The 18,510-nt window shown below is 54.8% G+C and carries 17 protein-coding genes; 12 read left to right on the top strand and 5 right to left on the bottom strand.

The annotated features are described in order from the left end of the window. Positions 1 to 10: 10 nt before the first annotated feature. Together ruvA and ruvB are read left to right on the top strand one after the other, a co-directional pair. Positions 11 to 622, top strand: a complete 612-nt coding sequence (gene ruvA / locus FDX01_RS05485; protein WP_137362890.1) for a Holliday junction branch migration protein RuvA — start codon at positions 11 to 13, stop codon at positions 620 to 622. Between the two features lie 8 nt (positions 623 to 630). Next, the gene (ruvB, locus tag FDX01_RS05480) at positions 631 to 1,641 is read left to right on the top strand and encodes a Holliday junction branch migration DNA helicase RuvB (RefSeq protein WP_096757433.1); all 1,011 of its coding nucleotides are present in this window, start codon (positions 631 to 633) and stop codon (positions 1,639 to 1,641) included. Between the two features lie 87 nt (positions 1,642 to 1,728). On the opposite strand, the gene znuB is transcribed toward ruvB, so the two are convergent. Beyond that, entirely contained in the window at positions 1,729 to 2,514 is a 786-nt protein-coding gene (gene znuB, locus FDX01_RS05475) for a zinc ABC transporter permease subunit ZnuB (RefSeq protein ID WP_135912208.1), read from the bottom strand. Beyond that, a complete protein-coding gene (gene znuC, locus FDX01_RS05470; RefSeq protein WP_096757431.1) occupies positions 2,511 to 3,266 on the bottom strand; it encodes a zinc ABC transporter ATP-binding protein ZnuC in 756 nt (251 codons plus the stop codon). Before znuC ends, znuB begins: the two co-directional genes overlap by 4 nt. A gap of 78 nt (positions 3,267 to 3,344) precedes the next feature. On the opposite strand from znuC, the gene znuA reads away from it, so the two are divergent. From znuA to lpxM, 3 genes are all read left to right on the top strand, one after another. Continuing rightward, positions 3,345 to 4,289, top strand: coding sequence for a zinc ABC transporter substrate-binding protein ZnuA (gene znuA, locus FDX01_RS05465; protein WP_137399372.1), 945 nt, complete (start codon positions 3,345 to 3,347; stop codon positions 4,287 to 4,289). A 15-nt stretch (positions 4,290 to 4,304) separates the two neighbouring features. Then, positions 4,305 to 5,624, top strand: coding sequence for a murein DD-endopeptidase MepM (gene mepM, locus FDX01_RS05460; protein WP_096757429.1), 1,320 nt, complete (start codon positions 4,305 to 4,307; stop codon positions 5,622 to 5,624). Between the two features lie 119 nt (positions 5,625 to 5,743). Further along, complete coding sequence (gene lpxM / locus FDX01_RS05455) at positions 5,744 to 6,715, top strand: lauroyl-Kdo(2)-lipid IV(A) myristoyltransferase (protein WP_115258765.1); 972 nt, start codon at positions 5,744 to 5,746, stop codon at positions 6,713 to 6,715. A gap of 101 nt (positions 6,716 to 6,816) precedes the next feature. Here the strand turns inward: lpxM and pyk are convergent, their stop codons facing one another. Together pyk and FDX01_RS05445 are read right to left on the bottom strand one after the other, a co-directional pair. Beyond that, the gene (gene pyk, locus FDX01_RS05450; protein ID WP_096757427.1) at positions 6,817 to 8,259 is read right to left on the bottom strand and encodes a pyruvate kinase; all 1,443 of its coding nucleotides are present in this window, start codon (positions 8,257 to 8,259) and stop codon (positions 6,817 to 6,819) included. A gap of 121 nt (positions 8,260 to 8,380) precedes the next feature. Further along, positions 8,381 to 9,250, bottom strand: coding sequence for a MurR/RpiR family transcriptional regulator (locus tag FDX01_RS05445; RefSeq protein ID WP_096759428.1), 870 nt, complete (start codon positions 9,248 to 9,250; stop codon positions 8,381 to 8,383). A gap of 365 nt (positions 9,251 to 9,615) precedes the next feature. Between FDX01_RS05445 and zwf the strand changes: the two genes are divergently transcribed. The 3 genes from zwf to kdgA all read left to right on the top strand — a co-directional run bounded on the left by zwf (position 9,616) and on the right by kdgA (position 13,814). Beyond that, positions 9,616 to 11,091, top strand: a complete 1,476-nt coding sequence (gene zwf, locus FDX01_RS05440; protein ID WP_096757426.1) for a glucose-6-phosphate dehydrogenase — start codon at positions 9,616 to 9,618, stop codon at positions 11,089 to 11,091. A 233-nt stretch (positions 11,092 to 11,324) separates the two neighbouring features. Beyond that, positions 11,325 to 13,136, top strand: coding sequence for a phosphogluconate dehydratase (gene edd, locus FDX01_RS05435; protein WP_115258762.1), 1,812 nt, complete (start codon positions 11,325 to 11,327; stop codon positions 13,134 to 13,136). 36 nt (positions 13,137 to 13,172) lie between these two features. Further along, a complete protein-coding gene (kdgA, locus tag FDX01_RS05430; protein ID WP_003034901.1) occupies positions 13,173 to 13,814 on the top strand; it encodes a bifunctional 4-hydroxy-2-oxoglutarate aldolase/2-dehydro-3-deoxy-phosphogluconate aldolase in 642 nt (213 codons plus the stop codon). A 47-nt stretch (positions 13,815 to 13,861) separates the two neighbouring features. On the opposite strand, the gene paaZ is transcribed toward kdgA, so the two are convergent. Next, complete coding sequence (paaZ, locus tag FDX01_RS05425) at positions 13,862 to 15,907, bottom strand: phenylacetic acid degradation bifunctional protein PaaZ (RefSeq protein ID WP_137399371.1); 2,046 nt, start codon at positions 15,905 to 15,907, stop codon at positions 13,862 to 13,864. Between the two features lie 285 nt (positions 15,908 to 16,192). On the opposite strand from paaZ, the gene paaA reads away from it, so the two are divergent. The 4 genes from paaA to paaD form a co-directional block, all read left to right on the top strand. Beyond that, positions 16,193 to 17,122, top strand: a complete 930-nt coding sequence (gene paaA / locus FDX01_RS05420) for a 1,2-phenylacetyl-CoA epoxidase subunit PaaA (RefSeq protein WP_062773505.1) — start codon at positions 16,193 to 16,195, stop codon at positions 17,120 to 17,122. 11 nt (positions 17,123 to 17,133) lie between these two features. Beyond that, positions 17,134 to 17,421, top strand: a complete 288-nt coding sequence (paaB, locus tag FDX01_RS05415) for a 1,2-phenylacetyl-CoA epoxidase subunit PaaB (RefSeq protein WP_062773507.1) — start codon at positions 17,134 to 17,136, stop codon at positions 17,419 to 17,421. Positions 17,422 to 17,428: 7 nt separating this feature from the next. After that, positions 17,429 to 18,184: a 1,2-phenylacetyl-CoA epoxidase subunit PaaC gene (gene paaC, locus FDX01_RS05410; protein ID WP_137399370.1), complete on the top strand. Its 756-nt coding sequence runs from the start codon at positions 17,429 to 17,431 to the stop codon at positions 18,182 to 18,184. Between the two features lie 12 nt (positions 18,185 to 18,196). Continuing rightward, positions 18,197 to 18,510 (top strand): 1,2-phenylacetyl-CoA epoxidase subunit PaaD (gene paaD, locus FDX01_RS23545; protein WP_249360881.1); only part of this gene is annotated, 314 nt, incomplete at its 3' end.

The raw sequence follows: 18,510 nt of genomic DNA, 5'->3' as shown, positions 1-18,510 counted from the left end.
GGAGCGTCACGTGATAGGCAGACTCAGAGGCATCATTCTCGAAAAACAACCCCCGTTGGTTCTTCTGGAAACGGGTGGCGTAGGCTATGAAGTGCATATGCCGATGACCTGTTTTTACGAGCTGCCGGAAGCCGGGCAGGAAGCGATTGTTTTCACCCATTTTGTGGTGCGTGAAGATGCGCAGCTGCTGTACGGGTTTAACAACAAGCAGGAACGCACGCTGTTTAAAGAGCTGATTAAAACCAACGGCGTTGGACCGAAGCTGGCGCTGGCGATCCTCTCCGGCATGTCGGCGCAGCAGTTCGTTAACGCGGTTGAACGCGAAGAGCTCGGGGCGCTGGTGAAACTGCCGGGTATCGGTAAGAAAACCGCTGAGCGCTTGATTGTTGAAATGAAAGACCGCTTTAAAGGCCTGCATGGCGATCTGTTCACACCGGCGGCCGATCTGGTGCTGACGTCACCTGCGGGTCCGGTAACGGATGACGCCGAGCAGGAAGCGGTTGCTGCGCTGGTGGCGCTGGGCTATAAACCACAGGAAGCCAGCCGCATGGTGAGTAAAATTGCCCGCTCTGATGCCAGCAGTGAAACCCTGATTCGTGAAGCGCTCCGCGCTGCATTGTGAGGTAAAGGATGATTGAAGCAGACCGCCTGATTTCAGCTGCCAGCGCGATACCTGAAGACATTGTGGATCGTGCGATCCGCCCCAAGTTGCTCGATGAGTATATCGGTCAGCCTCAGGTCCGTTCGCAAATGGAGATTTTTATCCAGGCGGCGAAGTTGCGCGGTGATGCCCTCGACCACCTGCTGATCTTTGGTCCTCCGGGTCTTGGAAAAACCACGCTTGCCAATATTGTCGCCAATGAAATGGGCGTAAACCTGCGTACCACCTCCGGCCCGGTGCTGGAAAAAGCGGGCGATTTGGCGGCAATGCTGACGAACCTCGAGCCGCACGACGTGCTGTTTATCGATGAGATCCATCGCTTATCGCCGGTCGTGGAAGAAATATTGTATCCGGCGATGGAAGACTATCAGCTGGATATCATGATCGGCGAAGGACCTGCTGCACGTTCGATCAAGATTGATCTGCCGCCGTTTACGCTGATTGGCGCGACAACCCGTGCCGGGTCGTTAACCTCTCCTCTGCGTGACCGTTTTGGTATCGTGCAGCGACTGGAGTTTTATCAGGTTGCCGATCTTCAGCATATTGTAGGGCGCAGTGCGCGTTATATGGGGCTGGAGATGAGCGAGGAGGGCGCGCTGGAAGTTGCTCGCCGTGCGCGCGGAACGCCGCGTATTGCCAACCGTCTGCTGCGTCGCGTGCGTGACTTCGCCGAGGTGAAGCATGATGGCACCATCTCGGCAGACATTGCCGCCCAGGCGCTGGATATGCTCAATGTGGATGCTGAAGGGTTCGATTACATGGACCGTAAGCTGCTGCTGGCGGTGATCGATAAATTCTTCGGTGGGCCGGTAGGGCTGGATAACCTGGCCGCCGCTATTGGTGAAGAGCGTGAAACGATTGAGGACGTGCTGGAGCCATATTTGATCCAGCAGGGCTTCCTGCAGCGTACGCCGCGCGGACGTATGGCGACGGTGCGCGCCTGGAATCATTTTGGTATTACGCCGCCGCAAATGCCTTAAGTTTTTTATGCCGGATGGCAGCTTGCCTAATCCGGCCTACCTGTGAACGTAGGCCTGATACGCGAAGCGCCATCAGGCAACACACTCTTAGCTCGCTTGCTTTTTCATCATGCTGAAAATAAACATCAGCGCGGCACACAGCACCACGGAGGGCCCTGCTGGCGTATCATAGAACGCCGAGAACGTCAGGCCGCCCGTCACCGCTATCATCCCCACGCCCACGGCAACACCGGCCATCTGCTCAGGCGTACGCGCAAAACGGCGTGCGGTGGCAGCAGGAATAATCAGCAGCGACGTAATAATGAGCGCGCCGACAAACTTCATCGCCACACCAATCGTTAACGCAGTGACCAGCATCAGCAGTAGCTTCACGCGTTGCAGCTTCACGCCATCGACAAAGGCGAGATCCGGGCTGATGGTCATTGACAGCAGGTTGCGCCATTGCCAGAAGAGAATGGCTAGCACAATGACAACACCAATGGCGATGGAGATCAGATCTTCCGGCGTCACGGCAAGCAGGTCACCGAACAGATAGGCCATCAAATCCACACGGATATTCGACATCAGGCTGACGACCACCAGGCCCAGTGACAGAGCGCTGTGCGCCATAATGCCGAGCAAGGTGTCTATGGCGAGGTGAGGGCGCTTCTCCAGCCACACCAGACCCGCTGCCAGCATCAGAGTGACTGCGATAACCGCATAGAACGGGTTTACATCTAACAGCAGACCAAAGGCCACACCCAGCAGTGACGCGTGCGCCAGCGTGTCGCCAAAATAAGACATCCGACGCCAGACCACAAACGATCCCAGCGGGCCAGCGGCGCAGGCCAGCATGATCCCGGCTAACCAACCGGGTAATAACAATTCAATCATGAGTGACCATTTCCCCGGCGTAATACGATACGACCCTGTAAATCATGGCGATGATTATGATTGTGACGGTAAATTCCGAGTTGCTCGGCACCGCGTTGCCCGAACATAGAGATAAATTCCGGGTGCATAGAGACCACTTCCGGCGTGCCGGAGCAGCAAATATGGTGGTTGAGGCACAGCACTTCGTCGGTCTTCGCCATCACCAGATGCAAATCATGCGAGACCATCAGTACGGCGCAATCGAGTTCACGGCGAAGCTGGTCGATAAGGTCATACAATGCGACCTGACCATTGACATCCACACCCTGAGTGGGTTCATCCAGCACCAGCAGCTGTGGTTTATTCAGCAATGCGCGAGCCAGCAGGACGCGCTGCGTTTCCCCGCCGGACAGTTTTTGCATCGGCGCATCCATCAGATGTCCGGCCTGAACGCGCTTGAGCGCCGGGAGAATATCGTCCTTCTTTGTATCCGGACGTAAGCGCAAAAAGCGGCTGACCGTCAGGGGCAGCGTGGTATCGAGATACAGTTTTTGCGGGACATAGCCAATCCGCAGCTGTCCGTTACGCTTGATAACGCCTGCATCTGCTGCTACCAGCCCGAGGACAACGCGCACCAGCGTAGACTTCCCGGCACCGTTCGGACCAAGAAGCGTTAAAATTTTGCCGGGCCGTAGTTCAAGCGAAACGTCAGAAAGGACGCGGCGTTGACCATAAGAGACCGAGACATTTTCCAGTGAAACCAAAGTCGTCATATCAATTTTAGTCTTGCAGAAGTTATAGAATGTTATAATATCACATTTCTTACATTCATTACGATGATTGGTCGCATTATGTTACATAAAAATACGCTTCTTTTCGCAGCATTATCCGCTGCTCTTTGGGGGAGTGCAACACAGGCAGCAAATGCCGCCGTCGTTGCCTCGCTTAAGCCGTTAGGGTTTATCGCTTCAGCGATTGCTGATGGGGTTACGGATACCGAGGTTCTCCTGCCTGATGGCGCATCCGAACATGATTACTCATTGCGTCCGTCAGACGTAAAACGCTTACAGGGCGCGGACTTAGTTGTTTGGATTGGCCCCGAGATGGAAGCGTTTATGGAAAAATCTGTCAAGAATATTCCTAACGCGAAACAGGTAACGATTGCGCAACTCAATGACGTGAAGCCATTGCTCATGAAAGGGGGCGACGATGATGATGACGATCATGGACACAATGACGCCCACGGTGAAAAAAGTGACGAACATCACCATCATGGCGACTACAACATGCATCTTTGGCTTTCCCCAGAGATAGCGCGGGCCTCAGCGGTTGCAATCCATGAAAAATTAGTGGAACTTATGCCGCAAAGTCGAGCCAAACTTGACGCCAACCTGAAGGATTTTGAGGCACAATTAGCCGCAACCGATAAGCAGGTAGGTAACGAGCTCGCACCGCTCAAGGGGAAAGGGTATTTCGTTTTTCATGACGCCTACGGCTACTACGAAAAACATTACGGACTAACACCGCTTGGTCACTTTACCGTGAACCCTGAGATTCAACCTGGTGCGCAGCGTTTACATGAAATAAGAACACAGTTGGTTGAGCAAAAAGCAACCTGCGTTTTTGCTGAGCCACAGTTCAGGCCAGCGGTCGTTGAAGCCGTTGCGAGAGGGACATCCGTTCGAATGGGAACGTTGGATCCCCTCGGAACAAACATCAAACTGGGTAAAATAAGCTATTCTGCGTTTCTGAACCAATTAGCCAACCAGTATGCGAGCTGCCTGAAAGGAGATTAATGAGGAAGTGAATACGTGCAACAGATAGCCCGCTCTGTCGCTCTGGCATTTAATAATCTGCCCCGACCCCATCGCGTTATGCTGGGGTCGCTGACCGTTCTTACATTGGCCGTCGCCGTTTGGCGGCCTTACGTTTACCATCCCGATGCTGCACCGATTGTCAAAACCATCGAACTTGAAAAAAGCGAGATTCGTTCTCTGTTGCCTGAGGCCAGTGAACCTATCGATCAGGCTGCTCAGGAAGATGAAGCGATTCCTCAGGATGAACTGGATGACAAAACCTCCGGTGAGGTGGGCGTTCACGAATATGTAGTCTCGACCGGTGATACGCTGAGCAGCATCCTGAACCAGTATGGTATCGATATGGGCGATATCAGCCAGCTTGCCGCATCGGACAAAGAGTTGCGTAACCTGAAGATTGGCCAACAGCTTTCCTGGACGCTGACCTCTGACGGTGATTTGCAGCGCCTGACCTGGGAAGTTTCTCGCCGTGAAACCCGCACGTACGATCGTACTGCGACGGGCTTCAAAATGAGCAGTGAAATGCAGCAGGGCGACTGGGTTAACAGCCGTATCAAGGGCACCGTCGGCGGCAGTTTCGTCGCCAGCGCCAAAGAGGCCGGGCTGACCAGTTCTGAAATCAGTGCGGTGATTAAGGCTATGCAGTGGCAGATGGACTTCCGCAAACTGAAAAAAGGCGATGAGTTCTCGGTGCTGATGTCTCGCGAAATGTTGGACGGCAAACGTGAGCAAAGCCAACTGCTGGGCGTTCGTTTGCGCTCTGAAGGTAAAGACTATTACGCGATCCGTGCCGAAGACGGTAAGTTCTATGACCGTAACGGTACCGGGTTGGCGAAAGGGTTTATGCGTTTCCCGACTGCGAAACAGTTCCGCATCTCGTCTAACTTTAATCCGCGTCGCCTGAATCCGGTAACCGGACGCGTGGCACCGCACAAAGGCGTTGACTTCGCGATGCCGCAGGGTACGCCGGTACTGTCGGTAGGTGATGGTGAAGTCGTTGTTGCGAAGCGCAGCGGCGCTGCAGGCTACTATGTCGCGGTGCGTCATGGTCGTACCTACACCACCCGCTACATGCACCTGCGTAAACTGTTAGTCAAACCAGGACAAAAAGTAAAACGCGGCGATCGTATTGCGCTGTCAGGTAACACCGGACGTTCAACTGGACCACACTTGCATTATGAAGTCTGGGTTAACCAGCAGGCCGTGAACCCGTTAACGGCGAAGCTGCCGCGTACAGAAGGGCTGACCGGCTCGGATCGTACCGAGTACCTGGCGCAGGTGAAAGAGGTTCTGCCTCAGTTGCGCTTCGATTAATCAGCATACTGACAAAGCCGGTACGTGATGCGTGCCGGCTTTTTTATTTTGTACGGGGCACGACGCGCCGCTACACTATCAACAGATTTATTTTTCGCGGTACCAGACACTGGAAGAGCATGGAAACGAAAAAAAAGAATATTGAATACATCCCTGAATTTCATAAATCATTCCGCCATCCGCGCTACTGGGGTGCCTGGCTGGGTGTGGCGGCGATAGCAGGGATTGCATTAACGCCCGCATCGTTTCGCGATCCTGTGCTGGCGAAGCTGGGACGTCTTGCCGGACGGTTGGGGAAAAGTTCGCGCCGCAGAGCGCTGATTAATTTATCCCTGTGTTTTCCAGAGCGCAGCGAAGCCGAGCGCGAAGCCATCGTCGATGAGATGTTTGCAACGGCTCCGCAGGCGATGGTGATGATGGCAGAGCTTGCCCTGCGTGGCCCGGAGAAAATCCAAAACCGGGTTGACTGGCAAGGTCTGGAGATCATAGAAGAGATGCGCCGCAACGAGGAAAAGGTCATTTTTCTCGTCCCGCACGGTTGGGGCGTAGACATTCCAGCCATGCTGATGGCCTCGCAGGGCCAGAAAATGGCCGCGATGTTCCATAACCAGGGTAATCCTGTTTTTGATTACGTCTGGAACACGGTACGCCGTCGTTTTGGTGGCCGTTTGCATGCGCGTAATGATGGCATCAAACCCTTTATTCAGTCCGTGCGTCAGGGCTATTGGGGATACTATTTGCCGGATCAGGATCATGGTCCCGAGCACAGCGAATTTGTTGATTTTTTTGCCACCTACAAAGCAACATTGCCGGCGATTGGTCGCCTGATGAAGGTTTGCCATGCGCGTGTTGTGCCGCTGTTCCCGGTGTATGACGGGAAAACACATCGCCTGACGATTCAGGTCCGCCCGCCGATGGATGACATCCTGACCGCAGATGACCACACCATTGCCAGACGCATGAATGAAGAGGTGGAGATTTTTGTCGCGCCGCACCTCGAGCAGTACACCTGGATTTTAAAACTGCTGAAAACCCGCAAACCCGGTGAGATTGAGCCGTATAAACGTAAAGATCTCTACCCGAAGAAATAAAAAGAAGAAATAAAAAAAGCCTCTCACTTGAGAGGCTTTCTGTATCAGGTACCACCTGTAGGCTTGATGAGCAAAGCAACATCAGGCATTCAGCGAGGTTATTATTCTACGGTCAGAATGCGCGTGGTGTTGGTGGAGCCAATGGTGCTCATGACGTCGCCCTGGGTGACAATCACCAGATCGCCAGAAACCAGATAGCCTTTATCACGCAGCAGGTTCACCGCTTCGCTGGCGGCAACCACACCGTCGGTTTCGCTGTCAAAGTGAACCGGAGTAACGCCGCGGTACAGGGAGGTCAGGTTCAGCGTACGCTCATGACGCGACATGGCGAAAATCGGCAGGCCGGAACTGATACGGGACGTCATCAGCGCGGTACGACCGGATTCTGTCATCGCGATGATGGCGGTGACCCCTTTCAGGTGGTTCGCTGCATACATTGCGGACATGGCAATCGCTTCTTCAACGTTATCAAACTGCACGTCGAGGCGGTGTTTGGAGACATTAATGCTCGGGATTTTTTCCGCGCCCAGGCAGACACGCGCCATGGCGGCAACGGTTTCAGCCGGATACTGGCCTGCGGCGGTTTCTGCCGACAGCATAACGGCGTCGGTGCCGTCGAGTACGGCGTTCGCCACGTCCATCACTTCTGCACGGGTCGGCATCGGGTTGGTGATCATCGACTCCATCATCTGCGTGGCGGTAATGACCGCACGGTTCAGCTGACGCGCACGACGGATCAGGGCTTTCTGAATACCGACCAGCTCTGGATCGCCAATTTCAACGCCCAGGTCGCCACGAGCAACCATCACGACGTCAGATGCCAGGATGATGTCATCCATCGCATTCTGGTCGCACACGGCTTCTGCACGCTCCACCTTGGCAACAATTTTCGCATCGCAGCCTGCATCGCGCGCCAGACGGCGGGCATAGTTCAGATCTTCGCCGCAGCGCGGGAAGGAGACGGCCAGATAGTCAACGCTGATTTGCGCCGCGGTGATGATGTCAGCTTTGTCTTTTTCGGTCAGTGCTTCTGCAGAGAGACCGCCGCCCAGTTTGTTGATGCCTTTGTTATTGGAAAGCGGGCCACCGACGGTCACTTCGGTGAAGACCTTCATGCCCTGAACTTCCAGTACTTTGAGCTGTACGCGACCGTCATCCAGCAGCAGGATGTCGCCCGGCACTACGTCAGCAGGTAGGCCTTTATAGTCAATACCGACTTTTTCTTTATCGCCTTCGCCTTTACCCAGGTTGGCATCTAACAGGAACTTGTCGCCAATATTGAGGAATACTTTGCCTTCTTTGAAGGTTGATACGCGTATTTTAGGTCCCTGCAGGTCACCCAAAATAGCGACATGACGTCCCAGTTTGGCGGCAATTTCACGGACTTTATCCGCCCGCAGTTTGTGATCTTCTGGAGAGCCGTGCGAAAAGTTCATACGTACAACGTTTGCGCCCGCGGCGATAATTTTTTCAAGGTTGTTATCGCGGTCAGTTGCTGGGCCTAACGTGGTAACGATTTTGGTTCTGCGAAGCCTTCTGGACATGTAATACTCCGTTGACTGAAACAACTAGGTGTTGCGTGTGAACATTGATCCGGCCGTTCTGAAACATAACGGTAGAAATGAACGACCCGGATGATAAAAGGGTAGAACATCGTTATTGCTTTTAGCGGTCATCACTCTTGATGAGTAATTCTTTATCAAAACGCGATTCCTTGAGCGCTTCCTTGACACGCTTCAAGTTATCTCTAAATTTTGCACCACGGCGCAAAGTAAATCCCGTAGCCAGCACATCTATCACGGTCAGTTGAGCAAGTCGAGAGACCATAGGCATATAAATGTCAGTATCTTCCGGTACATCCAGGGTAATTGCCAGCGTGGCTTCACGCGCCAGCGGCGTTCCGGGGGAAGTAAGGGCGATCACCATGGCATCGTTTTCCCGCGCCAGCTGCGCCAGTTCAACCAGACTCTTTGTTCTGCCGGTATGTGAAATAAGGACAATGACGTCGTCATCGCTACAATTCATACAGCTCATACGTTGCAGTACAATATCGTCGGAATAGATAACCGGTACGTTAAAGCGGAAAAATTTATTCATGGCGTCGTGCGCTACGGCAGCGGACGAACCCAGACCGAAAAAGGCGATTTTCTTTGCCTGGGTTAATAAATCTACCGCCCGATTGACCGCCGCGTTATCCAGCGACTGACGGACGTGGTCCAGGCTTGCCATGGCAGATTCGAAGATTTTCCCGGTGTAGGACTCGACGCTATCATCCTCATCGACATTACGATTAACATACGGGGTACCATTAGCCAGACTTTGTGCCAAATGCAGTTTAAAATCAGGGAAGCCTCGTGTGTCCATGCTGCGACAGAAGCGATTCACGGTCGGCTCACTGACGTTGGCTTCCAGAGCCAACGTGGCAATACTTGAATGGATAGCCCGGTCAGGTGAGGTCAGAATAACATCGGCGACCTTACGTTCTGACTTGCTCAGATGTTCCAGTTTTAACTGGATTTTTTCCAGCATATTCATGATGTGAGTAGACTCATCGGCCATGGGCAAAAACGATTTCAGCGATATGGGGAAATCGAGCGGTAACTCTGGTAGATATTACCCCTGTGAACCCACATTCGGGGCAAAATGGACAGAAAAGTTGTTGTTTTTTTTCAATACATGATCGGAGTCGGGTTTTCTTACGCCTTCATGGTCACGTAAAAAAGCGACTTTTTTATCCATTTTGCGGCGGTAAACGTCAATAACGCCGCTGTTCACGGTAACAGCACGGCTGGATAAGCGTTTACGGTTCACGGAATCACGTAAAAGCAGTACAGTGCACTGTAATAAAATTACATTCAGTGTCGGGCATGAATACCCGACACTCAACTGAGGAGAATGACATGGCGGTAACGCAAACAGCCCAGGCATGTGACCTGGTCATTTTCGGCGCGAAGGGCGACCTTGCACGTCGAAAATTGCTGCCTTCCCTGTATCAGCTGGAAAAAGCCGGCCAGATTAACCCGGACACCCGCATTATTGGAGTTGGCCGCGCTGACTGGGACAAAGCAGCCTATACCAAGGTTGTACGCGAAGCGCTCGAAACTTTCATGAAAGAAAAAATCGATGAAAGTTTGTGGGAAACCCTCAGTGGTCGTCTGGAGTTTTGTAACCTGGACGTCAATGATACCGCTGCCTTTAGCCGTCTGGGCGACATGCTGGATCAAAAAGCACGCACCACGATTAACTACTTTGCCATGCCGCCAAGCACGTTTGGCGCGATCTGCAAAGGCTTAGGGGAAGCGAAATTGAACGCTAAACCGGCGCGCGTGGTGATGGAAAAGCCGCTGGGAACGTCGCTGGCAACCTCCCGCGAAATTAACGACCAGGTCGGTCAATATTTTGAAGAATGTCAGGTTTACCGTATTGACCACTATCTGGGCAAAGAAACGGTACTAAACCTGCTGGCACTGCGCTTTGCCAACTCCCTGTTTGTGAACAACTGGGATAACCGCACCATCGATCACGTCGAAATTACCGTGGCGGAAGAGGTGGGTATCGAAGGCCGTTGGGGTTATTTTGACCAGGCCGGTCAGATGCGCGACATGATCCAGAACCACTTGCTGCAGATTCTGTGCATGATCGCCATGTCGCCGCCGTCTGATCTGAGCGCCGACAGCATCCGTGATGAGAAAGTGAAAGTCCTGAAATCACTGCGCCGTATCGATCGTACGAACGTGCGTGAAAAAACGGTGCGTGGTCAGTACACCACCGGTTTTGCACAAGGTAAAAAAGTACCGGGGTACCTGGAAGAAGAGGGTGCGAACAAGAGCAGCAACACCGAAACCTTTGTCGCTATCCGTGTGGATATCGACAACTGGCGCTGGGCGGGCGTGCCGTTTTACCTGCGTACCGGTAAGCGTCTGCCGACCAAGTGCTCTGAAGTGGTGGTGTACTTCAAAACGCCTGAACTTAACCTGTTTAAAGAATCCTGGCAGGATCTGCCGCAGAACAAGCTGACCATCCGTTTGCAGCCGGACGAAGGTGTCGATATCCAGGTGCTTAACAAAGTGCCGGGTCTGGACCACAAGCATAATCTGCAGATAACCAAGCTGGATCTGAGCTATTCCGAAACCTTCAATCAAACGCACCTGGCAGATGCCTACGAGCGCTTGCTGTTGGAAACTATGCGCGGTATTCAGGCGCTGTTCGTGCGCCGTGATGAAGTCGAAGAAGCATGGAAGTGGGTGGACTCCATCACCGAAGCCTGGGCGATGGACAACGACGCACCGAAGCCGTATCAGGCAGGGACCTGGGGACCGGTTGCCTCGGTGGCCATGATCACCCGTGACGGTCGTTCCTGGAACGAATTCGAGTAAAATTCCATCTAGCCATTAGGTGTTATTTTACCGGTAACATGATCTAACACAGATTGTAGAATAATTTTTGCACTTTTAAGCCTCGCGTGGATTCACCCGCGGGGCTTTTTTTATTACACTGCCTGAAACGATTTTGCCCCTGAGCTACGGCCAGCAAGCTATTCAGCATGGTGTACCTTGCTGAAACGCATTGTTAATCCTGATGCTCTGACAGATAAATTTTAGGAGCCTCTATGAATCCGAATTTGTTACGCGTAACACAACGCATCGTTGAACGTTCTCAAAAGACGCGTTCTGCCTACCTCGCCCGTATCGAACAGGCCAAGACGAACACCGTTCATCGTTCGCAGCTGGCGTGCGGGAATCTGGCCCACGGTTTTGCCGCCTGTCAGCCAGAAGATAAAGCATCTCTGAAAAGCATGCTGCGTAACAATATCGCGATCATTACCTCCTATAACGACATGCTTTCTGCGCATCAGCCGTATGAGCATTATCCGGATATCATTCGCAAAGCCTTGCATGCAGCCAATGCGGTAGGCCAGGTTGCGGGTGGTGTGCCGGCGATGTGTGATGGCGTCACTCAGGGACAGGACGGGATGGAGCTTTCCCTGCTGAGCCGCGAAGTGATTGCAATGTCGGCGGCTATTGGCTTGTCTCATAACATGTTCGATGGCGCGCTGTTCCTCGGCGTGTGTGACAAAATTGTCCCGGGGCTGGTGATGGCGGCGCTGTCGTTTGGTCATCTGCCGTCCATCTTTATCCCTTCAGGCCCGATGGCGAGTGGTCTGGCGAACAAAGAAAAAGTCCGTATCCGCCAGCTCTATGCCGAAGGCAAAGTTGACCGTATGGCGCTTCTGGAATCCGAAGCCGCGTCTTATCACGCGCCGGGAACCTGTACTTTCTACGGTACAGCAAACACCAACCAGATGGTGGTGGAGTTTATGGGCATGCAGTTGCCGGGCTCCTCTTTCGTGCATCCTGATGCCCCCCTGCGTGAAGCGCTGACCGCGGCGGCGGCGCGTCAGGTCACACGCCTGACCGGTAACGGCAACGAGTGGATGCCTATCGGTAAAATGATTGATGAAAAAGTGGTGGTGAACGGTATTGTGGCCCTGCTGGCGACCGGGGGGTCCACCAACCATACGATGCACCTGGTGGCGATGGCGCGCGCGGCAGGCATTCTCATCAACTGGGATGACTTCTCCGATCTGTCCGATATCGTGCCGTTGATGGCGCGTCTGTACCCTAACGGTCCGGCCGATATTAACCACTTCCAGGCCGCGGGCGGTGTACCGGTGTTGATGCGTGAGCTGCTCAATGCGGGTCTGCTGCATGAAGATGTCAACACCGTCGCGGGCTTTGGCTTGTCGCGTTATACCCAGGAACCGTGGCTGAACAACGGCGAACTGGACTGGCGAGAAGGGGCTGAGAAGTCGCTGGATAGTAGCGTGATTGCTACCTTTGACCAGCCGTTCTCGCATCATGGCGGCACCAAAGTGCTGAGCGGCAACCTGGGGCGCGCGGTGATGAAAACTTCCGCGGTACCGGTTGAAAACCAGATCATCGAAGCCCCGGCAATTGTCTTTGAGAGTCAGCATGATGTGTTACCGGCCTTTGATGCGGGCCTGCTTGACCGTGACTGCGTGGTGGTCGTTCGCCATCAGGGGCCAAAAGCGAACGGTATGCCAGAATTACATAAACTCATGCCGCCTCTTGGTGTATTATTGGACCGTTGTTTCAAAATTGCGTTAGTTACCGATGGACGACTTTCAGGTGCTTCAGGTAAAGTGCCTTCAGCAATCCATGTAACACCGGAAGCTTATGATGGCGGGCTACTGGCAAAAGTACGCGATGGCGACATCATTCGAGTGAATGGACAGACAGGTGAATTGACGCTGCTGGTCGATGAAGAGGAACTTGCCTCTCGTCAGCCCCACATTCCTGACCTCAGCGCATCGCGGGTAGGAACAGGGCGTGAGATGTTCAGTGCGTTGCGCGAAAAGCTGTCCGGTGCGGAGCAGGGCGCAACCTGTATCGATTTTTAAGACTCATTTTGTAATCAGGCGAGAGAAGAAACTCTGATGAAAAACTGGAAGACAAGTGCAGAAGCAATCCTCACCACTGGCCCGGTTGTACCGGTTATCGTGGTGAATAAACTGGAACACGCGGTGCCGATGGCAAAAGCGCTGGTTGCAGGGGGTGTTCGTGTTCTGGAAGTGACCTTACGTACCGCATGTGCGATGGACGCCATTCGTGCTATCGCCAAAGAAGTGCCGGATGCGATCGTCGGTGCAGGTACCGTACTGAACCCGCAGCAGCTCGCGGAAGTGACGGAAGCTGGTGCGCAGTTTGCTATTAGCCCAGGACTGACCGAGCCTCTGCTGAAAGCGGCAACCGAAGGGACGATTCCTCTGATCCCAGGCATCAGCACCGTTTCTGAACTGATGCTGGGCATGGATTACGGCTTGAAAGAATTCAAATTCTTCCCGGCTGAAGCGAACGGCGGGACAAAAGCGCTGCAGGCGATTGCGGGTCCGTTCTCCCAGGTGCGTTTCTGCCCAACCGGCGGTATTTCTCCGGCCAACTACCGTGACTATCTGGCGCTGAAAAGCGTACTGTGTATCGGCGGCTCCTGGCTGGTTCCGGCGGATGCGCTGGAAGCGGGTGACTACGATCGCATTACCAAACTGGCTCGCGAAGCGGTAGAAGGCGCGAAGCAGTAAATCGTTAAATGCCCGATGGTGCGACTGGAACGCACCATCGGGTTTGTTCACGCCGGGAAATCCCCCTGCTGGCGCGCGACCAGCGTCAGGATTGAGTACAGCGCCACAGCTTGCTGATGCTGATTGAAAATCTCCACTGACCATTCCACTACGCCTGTGGCCTTCTCATCAGCGCTGCGCTGGCGTTTCACCGTTTTACGTTTGCAGGTCAGGCGTACCTGGATAGTATCGCCCGGTTTTACCGGCTCGATAAAACGCAGGTTTTCCATGCCGTAGTTGGCGATAACCGGGCCGACGCCCGCGTCAACAAACAGCCCGGCGGCGGCAGAAATCAGGAAGTAACCGTGCACCACGCGCTCGCCAAAAATCGACTCCGCGGCGGCAATTTTGTCCATGTGAGCGTAGAAGTGATCGCCGCTCAGGCAGGCAAAGTTGACGATATCCGCTTCGGTCAGCGTGCGGCGCGGGGTCAGCAGGCTGTCGCCCGGCTGGATCTCTTCAAAATATTTGCGGAACGGGTGGACGCGGTCTTCCGCCACCTGCGCGCCGCGCACCCATTGCTGGCCGATGGCGGCAAGCATCGTCGGGCTGCCCTGAATCGCGGTGCGCTGCATGTAGTGTTTTACCGCCCGCAGGCCGCCGAGTTCTTCGCCGCCACCCGCGCGTCCCGGGCCGCCGTGTACCAGCTGCGGCAGCGGGGAACCGTGGCCGGTAGATTCGACGGAAGATTCTTCGTTCAGCACCTGAATACGACCGTGGGCGCGGGCAGCACCGAGAATAAACGCACGCGCCAGTGCGCCATCTGCCGTCACTAACGTTCCCGCCAGGCTACCTTCACCGGCGCGCGCCAGCTGCATCGCGTGCTCGCTATTCTGATACGGCATCAGCGTCGCCACCGGGCCAAATGCTTCAATCGCGTGAACCGCCGCCACTTCATCCGGCTGCGCGCAGAACAGCAGCGTCGGTGGGAAGAATGCCCCGGCAGCGTTGAGATCGGCTTTGCCACCCAGCAGCACGTCACATCCGGCTTCCAGCAGGCGGTTGACGTTATCCTGTACATCCTGACGCTGTTCGCTATTGACCAGCGCGCCCATCTTCACACCTTCCTGCGCCGGGTCGCCGACCACCACTTTTTGCAGACGGGCAATCAACGCCTCGCTCACCGCTTTCACCTGCGCCTGCGGCACGATAATCCGGCGAATAGCGGTACATTTTTGCCCGGCTTTGGTGGTCATCTCGCGCACCACTTCACGGATAAACAGCGCAAATTCCGGCTGTTCCGGCGTCACATCGTCACCCAGCACGCAGCAGTTCAGCGAGTCCGCTTCCATGGTGAAGGGAACAGATTTCGCCACCAGATTCGGATGCACGCGCAGCTGTTGCCCGGTTTTTGCCGAGCCGGTAAAAGTCACCACGTCCTGATGATCAAGCTGGTCGAGCAGGTCGCCCGCGCCGCCGCAAATCAGGCTAATCGCGCCGTCCGGCACCAGCCCGCTATCGACAATCGCTTTGACCATCGCCCGGGTTAGCTGCGCGGTGGCGGTGGCCGGTTTGATGATCGCGGGCATCCCGGCAAGCCAGGTGGGGGCCAGCTTTTCTAACATGCCCCAGCAGGGGAAGTTAAAGGCGTTGATATGCACTGCCACACCGGATTTGGAGGTCAGCACGTGACGCGCGGCAAAACCGCCCTGTTTGGACAGCGGGATCAGCTCATCTTCCGGCCACAGGGTATCGTCCGGCAGTTCACGGCTGCCCAGCCCGGCATAGGTGAAGAGGGTGCCGATACCGCCTTCAATATCCACCCAGCTATCCGCCCGCGTCGCGCCGGTCTCGGCGGAAATCGCGTAGAAATCGGCCTTCAGCTCCAGCAGATGTTTCGCCACCGCTTTTAACATTGCGCTGCGTTCAATAAAGGTCATCGCCTGTAATGCTTTGCCGCCGTGCTCGATGGCGAAGCGGCGCGCCTGCGCCATATCCAGCCCTTCGCTTGTGACTTCCCACAGCGCTTCGCCGCTGATGGCGTGATGAATGGTGCGGGTGCGGCCCCGGCCGGTCTGCCAGGCGCCGGATAAATAGCTGGCTAACTGCTGCATGGTTATTCTCCAGATATGTTACGTAATCTCGCTATAAATAGTTCTTTTCTGAATCATAAAATGCAAGCCTGATTTTAATAATTTGTTAACAATGCGATCGAGGACACTATCCCTGATAGTGATATAAGCTTGTTTATAAAAGGATTGCTAAAACCCTTTGCGGTACTCATCACAAAATTCACAAACAAAATTTGTGATTTTATTTAACTAAGATGTAACTTTTATAAAACAAAGTGATTCGCAAAAATTGATTTGTTGAATTTATCGGAATCATAAGGTGATGACGTGACAGAAGAACATAGCTTTGACCAGCGCATCGCGCAGGATACCGCCATCGAACCGCAGGACTGGATGCCGGATGCCTACCGCAAAACGCTGATTCGCCAGATTGGTCAGCATGCGCATTCGGAAATTGTTGGCATGCTACCGGAAGGTAACTGGGTAACTCGCGCCCCAACGCTTCGCCGCAAAGCGATTCTGCTGGCGAAAGTGCAGGACGAAGCCGGACATGGCCTGTACCTCTACAGCGCCGCCGAAACCCTCGGCTGCGCCCGTGAAGATCTGTATCAGAAGATGCTCGACGGGCAGATGAAGTACTCCTCCATTTTTAACTATCCAACCCTGACCTGGGCCGATATCGGCGTCATCGGCTGGCTTGTTGATGGTGCTGCGATCGTCAATCAGGTGGCATTGTGTCGCACCTCCTACGGCCCGTATGCCCGGGCGATGGTCAAAATCTGCAAAGAAGAGAGCTTCCACCAGCGTCAGGGTTTTGAAGCCTGCATGGCGCTTGCCGCGGGCAGCGAAGAACAGCGTCAGATGTTGCAGGACGCCATCAACCGCTTCTGGTGGCCAGCGCTGATGATGTTCGGCCCGAGCGATGACAATTCGCCGAACAGCGCCCGCAGCATGGCGTGGAAAATTAAATTGCACTCGAATGACGAACTGCGTCAGCGTTTTGTCGACAACACCGTGCCGCAGGTGGAAATCCTCGGCATGCAGGTGCCGGATGCTGACCTGACGCTTGACGAAGCTACCGGTCACTACCGCTACGGCGAAATTGATTGGCAGGAACTTAACGAAGTCATCAACGGGCGTGGCATCTGTAACCACGAACGTCTGGGCGCAAAGCGCAAAGCCTGGGAAGAGGGGGCATGGGTGCGCGAAGCCGCGCTGGCGCATGCCGAAAAACAGCAGGCCCGCAGCGCCGCCTAAGGAGAATAAAGATGAGCAAAACATACTGGCCGTTATACGAAGTGTTTGTCCGCAGCAAACAAGGTTTGTCTCACCGCCACGTCGGCAGCCTGCACGCCGCCGATGACCAGATGGCGCTGGAAAACGCCCGTGATGCCTACACCCGCCGCAGCGAAGGCTGTTCGATTTGGGTAGTGAAGGCGAGCGAAATTGTCGCCTCGCAACCGGAAGAACGCGGTGCGTTTTTCGACCCGGCAGAGAGCAAAGTTTACCGCCATCCGACGTTCTACACCGTGCCGGACGGCATGGAACATATGTGAGGCAACGATGAATAACTCAAATCCCGTTGCCACCTATGCTCTGCGTCTGGGCGATAACGGCCTGGTGCTGGCCCAGCGTTTAGGTCAATGGTGCGGTCATGCGCCGGAGCTGGAGATCGATCTGGCGCTGACCAATATTGCCCTCGATCTGCTCGGTCAGGCGCGTAATTTCCTCAGCTATGCCGCCGAGCTTAACGGCAGCGGCGACGAAGACACGCTGGCCTTTGGTCGCGATGAACGCCAGTTCCGCAATCTGCTGCTGGTCGAACAGCCGAACGGCAACTTTGCTGACACCCTCGCCCGTCAGTTCTTTATCGACGTCTGGCACGTGGCGCTGTTCAGCCGCCTGGTGAACAGCCGTGACGCGCAGCTTGCCGCTATCGCCGCCAAAGGGCTGAAAGAAGTGCGCTATCACCAGCGTTTTAGCCGCGGCTGGCTGGAGCGTTTGGGTAACGGCACCGAACACTCGGCAAACCTGATGCAGCAAGCGGTGGACAGCCTGTGGCGCTTCACCGGCGAGCTGTTCCTGGCCGATGAGCTGGAGATCGAATTAATTGCGCAAGGGATCGCCGTCGATCCGCGTGAACTACAGGCCGAATGGCAGGCGACGGTAAACACCGCGCTGCTCGATTCTGGTTTGCAGATCCCGCAAGAAGCGGCGTTCCGTAGCGGCGGGAAACAGGGGCTGCACAGTGAACATCTGGGGCCGATGCTGGCAGAGATGCAGTACTTGCAACGTGCTTACCCCGGTCAGCAGTGGTAAACGGAGGTCGCTATGCAACGTCTTGCCACCATCGCGCCCGCTGAGGTGCATACCGTTTGGGGATTGCTAAGCGCTATCCCCGACCCGGAAGTGCCGGTGCTGACCATTACCGATCTCGGCATGGTGCGCCGCGTGGAACGTCACGGCGACGGCTGGGTGATTGGCTTCACGCCAACCTATTCCGGCTGTCCGGCAACCGAACATCTGTTAGGTGAAATCCGCGCGGTGATGACCGAGCACGGCTACATCCCGGTGCACATTGTGTTGCAGCTTGACCCGCCGTGGACCACTGACTGGATGAGCCCGGACGCCCGCGAACGCCTGCG

Origin of the sequence: Citrobacter sp. wls613 (assembly GCF_005281195.1) — a bacterium.
In the GTDB taxonomy this organism is placed as follows: Bacteria; Pseudomonadota; Gammaproteobacteria; order Enterobacterales; family Enterobacteriaceae; genus Citrobacter; species Citrobacter gillenii.
Note: the sequence above shows the minus strand (reverse complement) of the source record. Positions and strands in the feature narration are given on the sequence as shown.

Excerpts from the sequence above, each read along its gene's own strand:
- ruvB (WP_096757433.1), top strand. The coding sequence starts at position 631 with ATGATTGAAGCAGACCGCCTGATTTCAGCTGCCAGCGCGATACCTGAA.
- znuB (WP_135912208.1), bottom strand. The coding sequence starts at position 2,514 with ATGATTGAATTGTTATTACCCGGTTGGTTAGCCGGGATCATGCTGGCC.
- znuC (WP_096757431.1), bottom strand. The coding sequence starts at position 3,266 with ATGACGACTTTGGTTTCACTGGAAAATGTCTCGGTCTCTTATGGTCAA.
- znuA (WP_137399372.1), top strand. The coding sequence starts at position 3,345 with ATGTTACATAAAAATACGCTTCTTTTCGCAGCATTATCCGCTGCTCTT.
- lpxM (WP_115258765.1), top strand. The coding sequence starts at position 5,744 with ATGGAAACGAAAAAAAAGAATATTGAATACATCCCTGAATTTCATAAA.
- pyk (WP_096757427.1), bottom strand. The coding sequence starts at position 8,259 with ATGTCCAGAAGGCTTCGCAGAACCAAAATCGTTACCACGTTAGGCCCA.
- FDX01_RS05445 (WP_096759428.1), bottom strand. The coding sequence starts at position 9,250 with ATGAATATGCTGGAAAAAATCCAGTTAAAACTGGAACATCTGAGCAAG.
- zwf (WP_096757426.1), top strand. The coding sequence starts at position 9,616 with ATGGCGGTAACGCAAACAGCCCAGGCATGTGACCTGGTCATTTTCGGC.
- edd (WP_115258762.1), top strand. The coding sequence starts at position 11,325 with ATGAATCCGAATTTGTTACGCGTAACACAACGCATCGTTGAACGTTCT.
- kdgA (WP_003034901.1), top strand. The coding sequence starts at position 13,173 with ATGAAAAACTGGAAGACAAGTGCAGAAGCAATCCTCACCACTGGCCCG.
- paaZ (WP_137399371.1), bottom strand. The coding sequence starts at position 15,907 with ATGCAGCAGTTAGCCAGCTATTTATCCGGCGCCTGGCAGACCGGCCGG.
- paaB (WP_062773507.1), top strand. The coding sequence starts at position 17,134 with ATGAGCAAAACATACTGGCCGTTATACGAAGTGTTTGTCCGCAGCAAA.
- paaC (WP_137399370.1), top strand. The coding sequence starts at position 17,429 with ATGAATAACTCAAATCCCGTTGCCACCTATGCTCTGCGTCTGGGCGAT.